The organism is Brachybacterium alimentarium (assembly GCF_002332425.1).
Lineage (GTDB): Bacteria > Actinomycetota > Actinomycetes > Actinomycetales > Dermabacteraceae > Brachybacterium > Brachybacterium alimentarium.
Window position 1 is genome coordinate 84,722 of the sequence record NZ_NRGS01000017.1, and the last position, 12,202, is coordinate 96,923.

Genomic DNA, 12,202 nt, shown 5'->3' on the forward strand with positions numbered 1-12,202 from the left:
AGCTGGAGTGTGTGTTCCATGCCCGTGAACCTACCAATCGCCCGTGTGGTCACCCTCACGGCCGCTCCCGATCACTCGAGGGAGTCGAGCTCCAGGTCGACCATGAGCTCCGCGGCGATCTGCTCGAGGGCATCGCGGATGCCGTCCTCGTCGGCGCCCCCGGCGAGGCGCACCTCGGCCTCCGCCTCGAAGAGCATGCCGCCGCCCTCGGGCGCTTCGCGGGTCCAGCTGCGCAGCCCGTCGATGGTCGCGCCCTGGGAGGTGAGCGCGGTGGTCACCTCGCGCACCATCCCGGTGCGGTCCTGGCCCAGCAGGTGCAGCTGCAGCGAGCGGCCCGTGGCCTCGTCGTCACCGCCGGCCCCGGCGCTGGCCACGACGTCGAGGCCGACCTGCTCGGAGAGGGTGGGGAGGGCGTCGAGGAAGGAGGGGGCGTGCTCGTCCGGCAGCTCCACCTGGACGATGCCGGCGAACTTCCCGGCGAGCAGGGCGAGCTGGCTGTCGACCCAGCTGCCTCCGTGCTCGTCCACGGCGGCGGCGAGGGCTGCGACGAGGCCGGGGCGGTCGTCTCCGATGGCGGTCAGCACGTAGGTCGTCATGGGCTCAGGCTAGCCCCTCCCCTGCGCGCCGGCAGGGCCTCTGCGGGATCATTGCGGGATCAGATACCGGACTTGTAGAGCCCGTAGGTGTACGCGTCGAAGACGGCCTCCCACGAGGCTTCGATGACGTTGGGGCCGACGCCGACTGTCTGGAACTCGAGCCCGCGCCCGGAGGTGCGCACGAGCACCCGGGTGGTGGCGTCGGTGCCGTGCTGCGCATCGAGGATGCGCACCTTGAAGTCCTGCAGCTCGAACTCGTCGATCATCGGGAAGCGGTCGCGCAGAGCGGCCCGCAGGGCCAGGTCCAGGGCGTTGACCGGGCCGTTGCCCTCGGCGATCGCGACCTTGCGCTCCGGCTCCCCTGCGCCCGTGGCCACGAGCTTCACGGTGGCCTCGCTCTCGAGGGTGCCGTCGCGGCCCAGCTGGGACGTGGCCCGCCAGGACTCGACGTCGACGTACTGCGGCACCTCGCCGAGCTGATCCAGCAGGAGCAGCTCGAAGGAGGCGTCGGCCGCCTCGTAGGAGTAGCCGGCCGCCTCGCGCTGCTTGATCGTGGCCGCCAGGCGCGAGAGCAGGTCCTGGTTGCCGGCGAGGTCGAAGCCCAGCTCGCGGCCCTTGAGCTCGATCGAGGCCCGGCCGGCCATGTCGGAGATGATCATGCGCATGTCGTTGCCGACGTCACGGGGATCGATGTGCTGGTAGAGATCCGGGTCCACGCGGATCGCACTGGCATGCAGACCGGCCTTGTGGGCGAAGGCGCTCGCCCCGACGTACGGGGCGCGGTGGCCGACGGGCATGTTCACGATCTCGCCGATGGCCTGCGCGATGCGGGTCATCTCGGAGAGCACGTCGGGGTCGACGAGCTCCATCCCCATCTTCAGCTGGAGGTCCGCGACCAGGGTGAGCAGGTCGGCGTTGCCGGTGCGCTCCCCGTAGCCGTTCACGCACCCCTGGACGTGGGTGATGCCCGCGCGGACCGCCGTCAGTGCGTTGGCGACGGCGCAACCGGAGTCGTTGTGGGTGTGCACGCCCAGCCGCGCGTTGCCGTGGCCCACGGCCGCGAGGCGACCGCGCAGGTCCTCGATGATCTCGGTGACCCGGTGCGGGAGCATCCCGCCGTTGGTGTCGCACAGCACGACCACCTCAGCGCCGGCGTCGAAGGCGGCGGCCACGACGGAGGTCGTGTAGTCGCCGTCGTGCTCGAACCCGTCGAAGAAGTGCTCGGCGTCGACGAAGACCTCGCGTCCCAGGCCCGTGAGGTGCTCGGCGGTGTCGCGCACCATCGCGAGGTTCTCCTCACCGGTGGTGCGCAGTGCCCCGCGCACGTGACGGATATCGGACTTCGCGACCAGGGTGATGGTCGGCGCCTGGGAGTCGACGAGCGCCGCCACCTGCGTGTCCTCCGCGACCGCGACACCGGCCTTGCGCGTTGCTCCGAAGGCGGCCAGACGTGCGGTGCGCAGCTCGAGCTCGGTCGCCGCCCGGGCGAAGAACTCGGTGTCGCGCGGCACCGCCCCGGGCCATCCGCCCTCGAGGTAGGTCACCCCGAGTTCGTCGAGGAGCCGAGCGACGGCGAGCTTGTCCGCCACCGAGAGGGTCAGGCCCTCCTGCTGGGAGCCGTCCCGCAGGGTGGTGTCGTAGATGTGGAAGGCGGCCAGCGGAGCAGTGCGCGGTGCGTTCATCGTCGCCTCAGACCAATCGGGTGAGCCAGCCATGACGGTCGGGGATCCGGCCGTACTGGATATCGGTGAGCTCCTGGCGCAGCGAGAGGGTGATCTCCCCGGAGCCGCCGTCGCCGACGCTCCAGGTGCCGCCGTGGGCGCGGAACTCGCCGATCGGATTGATCACGGCGGCGGTGCCGCACGCGAACATCTCGGTGATCTCCCCGGAGCCGAGCTGCTCGAGCAGCTCGCTCATGACCAGCTTCTGCTCGACGACCTCGAGCCCGCGGTCCTCGGCCAGGCGCAGGATCGACTCGCGGGTCACGCCCTCCAGGATCGATCCGGTCAGGGACGGGGTGAGGAGACGGCCGTCGCGGGTGATCGCGAAGACGTTCATCCCGGAGAGCTCGTCGATGCTGGTGTGCGTCTCGGAGTCCAGGAAGAGGACCTCGTCGGCCCCGTGCTCGGCGGCCTCGTCCTTGCCCAGCAGCGAGGAGGCGTAGTTGCCGCCGCACTTGGCGGCGCCGGTGCCCCCGGCGCCGGCACGCGCGTACTCATCGGTGATCCACACGACGAGCGGCTGCACCCCGCGGGGGAAGTACGGGCCCGCCGGGGAAGCGATCACGTAATAGTCCACTGCGTGGGAGGTCCGCACCCCGAGGAACTCCTCGGAGGCGAACATGAACGGGCGCAGGTACAGCGACTCCTCGCTGGTGGCCTCGGGCACCCAGGGCTCGTCGGCCGCGACGACGGCCTTCAACGACTCCAGGAAGTCCTCGACGGACAGCTCGGGCAGGGCGAGACGACGGGCGGAGCGCTGCAGACGCTCGGCGTTGCGCTCCGGCCGGAAGGTCCACACGGAGCCGTCGGCGTGCCGGAACGCCTTGAGCCCCTCGAAGATCTCCTGCCCGTAGTGCAGCACCGCGGTCGCGGGCGAGAGCGAGAGCGGCCCGAAGGGGATGACCTCGGATCCTCCCCAGCCGTTCTCCCGGGTCCACGAGGCGTGGGCCATGAAGTCGGTGTAGTACCTGCCGAAACCGGGGTCGGCGAGGATCTGGGCGCGCTCGACATCGCCGATGCGGCGGGTCCGGTCGGTCTGGGTGAACTGCAGCGCGCTCATGGGGGCTCTCCTCGAAGTCGAGTCGGTCAGGTGGATGGTGTCAGCGGCCGGAGATCGCGGCGACCAGGGCGTCGCCGATCTGCGTGGTGCCGCGGCGGGCGAGCTCCTCGGAGTCCGTCCGGGCGGCGAGGTCCGACTCGACGGCGGCGCGCACGGCGGCGGCCGGCTCGACGTGACCGAGGTGGTCCAGCAGCAGGGCGACCGACAGCACCGTCGCGGTGGGGTCGGCCAGGTTCTGCCCGGCGATGTCCGGGGCGGAGCCGTGGACCGGTTCGAACATCGAGGGGTAGGCGCCGGAGGGGTTGAGGTTGCCGCTCGCGGCCAGCCCGATTCCGCCGCCGACGGCTGCGGCCAGATCGGTGACGATGTCGCCGAAGAGGTTGTCGGTGACGATCACGTCGAAGCGTCCCGGGTCGGTCGCGAGGTAGATCATGGCGGCGTCGACGTGGGCGTAGTCCACGGCGACGTCCGGGTGCTCGGCGCCGACCTCCTCGACGATGCGGCGCCACAGGTGGCCGGCGTGGACCAGCACGTTGTGCTTGTGCACCAGGGTGAGCTTCTTGCGGCGCGCCTCGGCCTGCTCGAAGGCGTAGCGCACCACGCGCTCGACGCCCACGGCGGTGTTCAGCGAGACCTCGGTGGCGACCTCGAGATCGGTGCCGGTGCGCATGGACCCGCCGTTGCCGACGTAGGGGCCCTCGGTGCCCTCGCGCACCACCAGGAAGTCCATGTCGCCCGGATCCTTCAGCGGGGAGGCCACGCCCGGCATCAGCTTGGTGGGGCGCAGGTTCACGTAGTGATCGAAGCCGAAGCGGAGCTTGAGCAGCAGGCCGCGCTCGAGGACGCCCGAGGGCACCTCGGGGTCGCCGACCGCGCCGAGCAGGATCGCGTCGTGCTCGGCCAGGCGCTCCATGTCCTCATCGGTGAGCGTCTCACCGGTGCGGTGCCAGCGGCCCGCCCCGAGGTCGAAGTCCGTGGTCTCGACGGTGACGCCGATCGGCTCGAGGGCGGCGCGCAGGGCGCGCAGTCCCTGGGGCACGACCTCCTTGCCGATGCCGTCACCTTCGATGACGGCGAGCTTGAGGACGGGCGACGAGGCGGGGGCGCTGGTGGTGCTCATGGCGTGGGCTCCGATTCTGCGGGGGATGTCAGTACACGAGGTCGACGGCGTGGATCGAGTGCGCGCCGATGCTCGCACCCAGCTCCTCGGCGAACTCCCGGTCGATGGACTCGTCCAGATCCAGGACCACGAGGGCCTCGGAGCCCTGGACGTCGCCCGCCCGGGAGACCTGCATGCCGGCGATGTTCACGCCGGCCTCGCCGAGGCGGAGGCCGTACTGGCCGATCAGGCCGGGGCCGTCCTCGTAGCGGATGATCAGCAGGTGGTCGCTGAGGGGGACGTCGAGGGCATGGCCGACGACCTCGGTGAGCTTGTGCTCCTGGTCCACGCCGCTCAGCGTGCCGGATACCGAGACGACCTCGCCGCTGCGCAGCGTGCCGCGCACGGTGACCACGTTGCGGAAGCGCTCGGTGTGCTCATCGGTGACGAGCTGCACGGTGATGCCGCGCTCCTCGGCCAGCACGGGAGCGTTGACATAGCTGACCTGCTCGGTGACGACGTTGCGGAAGAGGCCGCGCAGCGCGGAGAGCTTCAGGGCCGTCACATCGCGGGTGGCGAGCTCGCCGTGCACCTCGATGTCGAGCAGCTCGGGGGCCTCCCCCGCCAGCACGGTGAACAGCTGGCCGAGTCGGTCGGCGAGGGCCACGCCCGGGCGCACCAGGTCGTCGATCGCGCCACCGGCGACGTTCACGGCGTCCGGCACGAGCTCGCCGGCCAGGGCGAGCCGCACGGACTTGGCGACGGCCACGCCGGCCTTCTCCTGCGCCTCGGCGGTGGAGGCACCGAGGTGCGGGGTCAGGGTGATGTTGTCGAGCTCGAGCAGGCGCTTGGCGCTCTCGGAGCTGGCGGGCGGCTCCGAGGAGTAGACGTCCAGGCCCGCGCCGGCGATACGGCCGCTGCTGAGCGCCTCGTAGAGCGCCTCCTCGTCGATCAGGCCGCCGCGAGCAGCGTTGACGATGTGCAGGTTCGGCTTCGCGAGCGCGAACTGCTCGGCGCCGATGAGCCCGGTGGTCTCGGGCGTCTTGGGCATGTGCACGGTGACGATGTCCGCCTCGCGCATCAGCTCGTCGAGCTCGACCACCCGGGCGCCGAGCTCGGCGGCGCGTGCGTGGTTCACGTAGGGGTCATAGGCCAGGAGGGTCACGCCGAAGGGACGCAGGCGCTCGGCGACCAGCTGGCCGATGCGGCCGAAGCCCACCACGCCGACGGTCTTCTCCAGCAGCTCGACACCGGTCAGCTGCTTCCGCTCCCAGCGGCCTGCCTTCACGGAGGAGTCCGCGCGGCCGAGGTTGCGCAGCGAGGAGAGGATCAGCGTGATCGCGAGCTCGGCGGCGGAGACGATGTTGGAGGTCGGCGCGTTGATGACCATGACGCCGGCGTTGGTCGCACCGGGCACGTCCACGTTGTCCAGGCCCACGCCCGCACGGGCGACGACCTTCAGGTGGTCGGCTGCGGCATAGACCTCGGCATCGACCTGGGTGGCAGAGCGCACCAGGAGTGCGTCCGCATCCTTGACAGCGGCCAGCAGCGCGGCACGGTCGGTGCCGTCCACGTTCTTGACCTCGACCTCTGACCCCAGGACCTCGACGGTCGCGGGCGACAGCTCTTCTGCAATGAGCACGACGGGACGCGTCACGGAAACTCCTCCAGTACGGATGGTTGTCGTCGCACGCATCCTCGAGGGCGACGGGTACCGGGACAGCTTAGACCGCTGTCCGCCATACGGTCACGGAGGTCACGGGATGAGACGGGATCCTGGACCAGTGGACCGGTGAACCGTCGAGGCTGGGGCGTGCTCCTCGGTGCGCCTCCATCCGTCACTTGGCCGGAGGCCCGTGGCAGGAATCCTTCTCCCCCCTGGTAACATCGCCGGGCCTTGAGCCGCGAGCGGTCGTTCGCCCTCGAGGATCTCCCGCCCTTCGGATGCGAGGTTGAGCGGAGCCCACGGAGAAGTACACCTCAGGAGGAACCGCATGGCGCGGATGGTCCGACGGATCGGACATGCCCGAAAGATCGTGGAGAGAACTGTGCGGCGCGATCTCCGCCGACGGAAAGTCCGCCAGTCCGACGCTTCGCTCCGCCTTTTCTCCGCACGGACTCGGCACGCGTTCGACGCACTCGCGCCGCACTTCGAGCGCGAGCTGCCCGCAGTCGATGTGCCCATGAAGTCGCCCGAAGCTTTCCGTAGTGATCTGCGCGCAGAGGTGGCGAAGCTGTTCGAGCTGCGAAATATCCCCTTCCTGCCCCATCGGTCACTGTCCGTCTCCGACATCGTCTTCGGCGTGCGCGAGGACGACTGGGAAACGATGTTGACTGCCCTGCGGCACAGCGGACTCGAGATGCTCTACGGCGGCAGTTCACGACGCTCACACCCTTCTCGTCCCCTGTATGTGGACTCGATGGACATCGAGGCCTTCCGGACCTCACGAGTCTTGTACCTGCTGCGTCCTGCCGTCGCGCGCCACGACGGCATCGCGGTGAAGCGGTTCGGTTTCGACTGCGCAGTGCGGATCGAGCGATGGAGCACTGGGAAGCCAGGAACTCCGAACGAGGACGCCGTCGTGCCGCGCCTGGGATCCCCGCGTACGGGATACATCGCCACGTCAGCCTTCAGCCCGCTGATCGATCCGCCCCAGCACGTGCTCGATGCCCGCGAGCCGCTGCTCGCAGATAACCTCATGGAGATCACCTTCCCGATCGATGTGGTCTACACCTGGGTAGACGGCACCGATCCGGCCTGGATCGCCCGTAAGCGCTCGGTCCTCGATGCGCTCCACGGTGAGGAGATGTCCGACGACGCCGCATCGGATCTGCGCTTCATCGCCCATGACGAGCTGCGGTATTCGCTGCGAGCTCTCGAGATGTACGCCCCCTGGGTGCGACACGTCTATCTCGTCACCGATCAGCAGCGCCCGCCGTGGTTGCGGGAGGATGATCCCTGGATCACCGTCGTCGACCACACGGAGATCGCTCCCGAGGGCACCGCGCTGCCGACTTTCAACTCTCAGGCGATCGAGGCGAACCTCCACCGCATCGACGGTCTCAGCGAGCACTTCCTGTACTTCAACGACGACGTATTCCTCTCCTCGCCCGTCGTCCCCGAGCTGTTCTTCGGGCCTAACGGAATCGCCTCGATGTATCTCTCGAAGGCCCAGGTGGCTGGCGGCGCGCCGGTGCTCGGCGAACCCGCGTCGGACTCCGCAGGGAAGAACGCTCGCACTCTAGTGCAGGAGGTCTCGGGACGCCGGGTGAGCCGCAAGCTCTTCCACACCCCGTTCCCCCTGCGTCGTTCGATCTCCAACGAGATCGAGAAACGCTGGCCCGAGGTGGTCCGGCAGACCCGCCTGTCGCAATTCCGTCGGCTCGAGGACGTCACCCTCTCCGGCGCTCTGCATATGAACTACGCCTATGCCACATCCCGAGCGGTCACTCGGAGCATTCGCTACCGGTACGTGAACATCGGAGCCGCGAACGCTCCGCAGAAGCTCGAGTCCCTGATGACGGACCGGCATGAGCTCCAGACGTTCTGCCTCAACGAGTCCTCGCAGGACCTCTCCCCCGCACGCGTCGATGCGCTGGTCCGAAGCTTCCTGCGGCGACGGTTCCCCGACATGGGCTCGTTCGAGATCCCGGGACGCTGAAGAGCGGCCCGACAACGTAACAGCATCAGGTCACCCCGACCGGCGACCGGGAAGCACGATGCACGGACAACAACGGCGGGTGCACCTCGAAGGTGCACCCGCCGTCGCGGTCAGGGGGGTCGATCAGCGCGCTGCGCTGCCCTCGGTGTAGTCCTCGTCAACGGCCTGAGCGCTCCAGGAGAACATCTTGCGCAGGTCGCGGCCGACGGTCTCGATCTGGTGCTTGGCCTCCTCCTCGCGCAGCTCCGTGAACTCGGGCGCGCCGGCGTCCTGGTCCTCGATAAAGCGCTTGGCGAAGGCACCGCTCTGGATGTCGCCGAGGATGTCCTTCATGGCCTTCTTGGTCTCGTCGGTCACGACGCGCGGGCCGGAGACGTAGTCGCCGTACTCCGCGGTGTCCGAGATCGACCAGCGCTGCTTGGCGATGCCGCCCTCGTGCATGAGGTCGACGATCAGCTTGAGCTCGTGGAGCACCTCGAAGTAGGCGATCTCGGGCTGGTAGCCCGCCTCGGCGAGGGTCTCGAAGCCGGCCTGGACGAGGTGGCTCATGCCGCCGCACAGCACGGCCTGCTCGCCGAAGAGATCGGTCTCGGTCTCCTCGGTGAAGGTGGTCTTGATGACGCCGGCGCGGGTGCCGCCGATGCCCTTGGCGTAGGAGAACGCGAGGTCCCAGGCGGAGCCGGTGGCGTCCTGCTCGACGGCGACGATGTCCGGGATGCCGCGGCCGGCGACGAACTCGCGGCGCACGGTGTGGCCGGGGGCCTTGGGGGCGATCAGCAGCACGTCGACGCCCGCGGGGACCTCGATGTAGCCGAAGCGGATGTTGAAGCCGTGCGCGAAGGCGAGCGCCTTGCCCTCGGAGAGGTGCGGCTGGATGGACTCGGCGTAGACCTTCCGCTGGTCCTGATCCGGGGTGAGGATCATGATCAGGTCGGCCCACTCGGAGACCTCGGCGACGGAGCCGGTGCCCAGGCCCTGCTCCTCGGCCTTGGCGCGGGACTTCGAGCCCTCGCGCAGGCCGACGCGGACCTCGACGCCGCTGTCGCGCAGGTTCAGCGCGTGGGCGTGGCCCTGGGAGCCGAAGCCGACGATGGCGACCTTCTTGCCCTGGATGATGGACAGATCGGCGTTGTCGTCGTAGTAGATCTCAGCCACGATGTGCTCCTTCGTGTTGGTGTGTGCGGGCGCCGCGCTCAGGGCGGCGCGCCGGGCGACGGGACGATCCTATCGCCGGTTGTCTTGAAGAGTGAGAGGTCGTCTCTGGATTCGGGACGATCCGCTCGTGCTGGTCAGCCCAGCAGGCTGCGATCGGTGATCGCCCGCCCGCCGCGGCCGATGGCGACCTCGCCGGACTTCACGATCTCGCGGACGCCGAAGGACTCGAGCATCCCCAGCAGCGCGGAGAGTTTGTCCTGCGTGCCGGTCGCCTCGATGGTCACGGAATCGGCGGCCGCGTCGACCACCTTCGCCCGGAACATCTGGACGATCTCCAGCACCGAGGTGCGGCTGGAGTTGTCCGCCGTCACCTTGATGAGGATCAGCTCGCGCTGGACGGTCTGCCGTGCGTCGAGCTGGACGATCTTGAGGACGTTCACCAGCTTGTTGAGCTGCTTCGTGATCTGCTCGAGCCGACGCTGATCCACGTCGACGACCACGGTGATCCGGGAGATCTCCGGGTGCTCCGTCGGGCCGACGGCGAGCGAGGAGATGTTGTAGGCCCGCCTCGAGAACAGGGCGGTGACGCGGGTGAGCACACCGGGCTTGTTCTCGACGAGCACCGAGAGGGTCTGGCTCTGCGGCGTCATCACGTAGTCCGTGGTGCTCGCCGGGGTGTTCTGGGTGGACTGGTTGGCGCTCATGTTCAGATGTCCCTCTCCCACTCGGGGCTCATGCCCTGGGCGATCTGGATCTCGTCGTTGGAGACCCCGGCCGGCACCATGGGCCACACCATCGCGTCGGCGCTCACGGTGAAGTCGACGATCACCGGGCGATCGTTGATCTCCATCGCCTGGGCGATGGTGGCGTCGATGTCCTCGTCGCGCTCGCAGCGCAGCCCGACCGCGCCATAGGCGTCGGCGAGCTTGACGAAGTCGGGGATGCGGCGGGTGCCGTGCCCGGTGTTCAGGTCGGTATTGGAGTAGCGCTGGTCGTAGAACAGGTTCTGCCACTGGCGCACCATGCCGAGGCTGGAGTTGTTGATGATCGCGACCTTGATCGGGATGTCGTTGATGACGCAGGTGGCGAGCTCCTGGTTGGTCATCTGGAAGCATCCGTCGCCGTCGATGGACCACACGACCTTGTCGGGCTGGCCCACCTTCGCACCCATCGCCGCGGGCACCGAGTAGCCCATGGTCCCGAGGCCACCGGAGTTGATCCAGGTGCAGGGGTGCTCGTACTTGATGAACTGGCTGGACCACATCTGGTGCTGGCCCACGCCCGCCACGAAGATCGAGTCCGGGCCGGAGATCGCGCCGATGCGGGAGATGACCTTCTGCGGGGCGGTGAAGCCGTCCTCGGTCTCGGTCCAGCCCAGCGGGTAGTTGTCCCGCAGCATCGACATGGTGTTCCACCATGCCTCGTAGTCCCGCGGGTCGTCCTCGGCGAGGCGCTCGCGCAGCTCGGCGGTCATCGCACGGGCCACCTCCGCTGCCTGGCCGACGATCGGCACCTGAGCCTCGCGGTTCTTGGAGATCTCCGCAGGGTCGATGTCCGCATGGACCACCTTCGCCCCCGGGGCGAACGACTCCAGGACACCGGTCACGCGGTCATCGAAGCGCGCTCCGATGTTCACGATCAGATCCGAACGCTGCAGCGCGGAGACCGCGGAGACGGCGCCGTGCATCCCGGGCATGCCGAGGTGGTTGGGATGGGAGTCGGGCAGCGCGCCGCGCGCCATCAGCGTGGTCACGAACGGCGCACCGGAGACGTCGATCAGCTCGCCGACCTCTTCGCTGGCCCGACCGCGCAGCACGCCGCCGCCGAGCAGGAACACGGGGCGCTTGGCCTCGAGCAGGAGCGAGACGGCCTCGCGGATCTGCTTGCTGTGCGGACGCGGGTCCGGGCGGTAGCCGGGCAGGTCCAGCCCCTCGGGCCAGACAAACTGCGTCATCCCCTGCTGGGCGTCCTTCGTGACGTCCACGAGGACGGCGCCCGGGCGGCCGGTCGAGGCGATGTGGAAGGCCTGCTTGATGACCTTGGGGATCTCGTCGGCGTCCGAGACCAGGAAGTTGTGCTTGGTCACCGGCATCGTCATGCCGACGATGTCCGCCTCCTGGAAGGCGTCGGTGCCGATGAACTGGGAGCCGACCTGACCGGTGATCGCGACCAACGGGATGGAGTCCATCTGGGCGTCGGCGATCGCGGTGATGAGGTTGGTGGCACCGGGGCCGGAGGTGGCGAGGCACACGCCGACCTTGCCGGTGGCGTGGGCGTAGCCGCTCGCGGCGTGTCCCGCGCCCTGCTCATGGCGCACCAGGATGTGCCGAATGTCCTCGGCATCCATCAGGGGGTCGTAGGTGGGCAGGATGCAACCGCCGGGAAGGCCGAAGACGACCTCGGCCCCGGCGTGCTTGAGGGACTCGACCAGCGCCTGAGCGCCGGTCATCTGCTGTCCGTTCATCGGAACTCCTTCGTCGTCTCGGACGGTGGGCAAGGCGGTGAACTGCTCATGCGGACTGCGGTCCCTCCCGGATCGCTCCGCGCCCAGGAACGAGGACACGAAAAAGCCCCTCCGCCTGGGGCTAGGGAGGGGCGCGGTTGACGTCTCGATGAAACGAACGGGGTCAGCCGCGCTCGGTAACTACGAGAATGATCGTCTGCATGCCACACACAGTAGAGCCTTCCCAGTGGCACAGGCCATCCGTCCGGATCGCGAGACGATTCGTCCACCGCTGACTGTGGGCCCGCCCGTCGGCCCGTTCATTGACCCGTTCGTCAACCCGCTCGTCGACCCGCTCATCGGCTCCTCGCCAACCCGCTCGGGCGGCGCCGTGCCGCCTCGCCGCCGTCGGGCCGCGCCGGCAGTGCTTTCCATGACACGGCGTCACATTGGGCCAAAGTAGTTG

9 protein-coding genes are annotated in these 12,202 nt (G+C 68.9%); 1 reads left to right on the plus strand and 8 read right to left on the minus strand.

Annotated features, from left to right (window positions below; all coding sequences use genetic code 11):
* Positions 1 to 71: 71 nt before the first annotated feature.
* The 5 genes from CIK71_RS10595 to serA are packed head-to-tail and all read right to left on the minus strand — an operon-like array spanning position 72 to position 6,133.
* Positions 72 to 596, minus strand: coding sequence for a glycine cleavage system transcriptional repressor (locus tag CIK71_RS10595; protein ID WP_096165619.1), 525 nt, complete (start codon positions 594 to 596; stop codon positions 72 to 74).
* A 59-nt stretch (positions 597 to 655) separates the two neighbouring features.
* Positions 656 to 2,278 (minus strand): citramalate synthase, encoded by a 1,623-nt coding sequence (cimA, locus tag CIK71_RS10600; protein WP_096165621.1) that lies wholly within the window; start codon positions 2,276 to 2,278, stop codon positions 656 to 658.
* Positions 2,279 to 2,285: 7 nt separating this feature from the next.
* Positions 2,286 to 3,377: a branched-chain amino acid aminotransferase gene (locus CIK71_RS10605; RefSeq protein ID WP_096165622.1), complete on the minus strand. Its 1,092-nt coding sequence runs from the start codon at positions 3,375 to 3,377 to the stop codon at positions 2,286 to 2,288.
* A 40-nt stretch (positions 3,378 to 3,417) separates the two neighbouring features.
* Positions 3,418 to 4,497, minus strand: coding sequence for a 3-isopropylmalate dehydrogenase (locus tag CIK71_RS10610; protein WP_096165624.1), 1,080 nt, complete (start codon positions 4,495 to 4,497; stop codon positions 3,418 to 3,420).
* Positions 4,498 to 4,525: 28 nt separating this feature from the next.
* Positions 4,526 to 6,133, minus strand: a complete 1,608-nt coding sequence (gene serA, locus CIK71_RS10615) for a phosphoglycerate dehydrogenase (RefSeq protein ID WP_096165626.1) — start codon at positions 6,131 to 6,133, stop codon at positions 4,526 to 4,528.
* Positions 6,134 to 6,659: 526 nt separating this feature from the next.
* Between serA and CIK71_RS10620 the strand changes: the two genes are divergently transcribed.
* Positions 6,660 to 8,138, plus strand: coding sequence for a stealth family protein (locus tag CIK71_RS10620; protein WP_176485613.1), 1,479 nt, complete (start codon positions 6,660 to 6,662; stop codon positions 8,136 to 8,138).
* A 123-nt stretch (positions 8,139 to 8,261) separates the two neighbouring features.
* On the opposite strand, the gene ilvC is transcribed toward CIK71_RS10620, so the two are convergent.
* The 3 genes from ilvC to CIK71_RS10635 all read right to left on the minus strand — a co-directional run bounded on the left by ilvC (position 8,262) and on the right by CIK71_RS10635 (position 11,757).
* A complete protein-coding gene (gene ilvC / locus CIK71_RS10625; RefSeq protein ID WP_096165634.1) occupies positions 8,262 to 9,293 on the minus strand; it encodes a ketol-acid reductoisomerase in 1,032 nt (343 codons plus the stop codon).
* A gap of 134 nt (positions 9,294 to 9,427) precedes the next feature.
* The gene (gene ilvN / locus CIK71_RS10630; RefSeq protein ID WP_096165727.1) at positions 9,428 to 9,943 is read right to left on the minus strand and encodes an acetolactate synthase small subunit; all 516 of its coding nucleotides are present in this window, start codon (positions 9,941 to 9,943) and stop codon (positions 9,428 to 9,430) included.
* A 56-nt stretch (positions 9,944 to 9,999) separates the two neighbouring features.
* On the minus strand, positions 10,000 to 11,757 hold the full coding sequence (locus CIK71_RS10635) for an acetolactate synthase large subunit (RefSeq protein WP_096165636.1): 1,758 nt from the start codon (positions 11,755 to 11,757) through the stop codon (positions 10,000 to 10,002).
* Positions 11,758 to 12,202 lie beyond the last annotated feature (445 nt).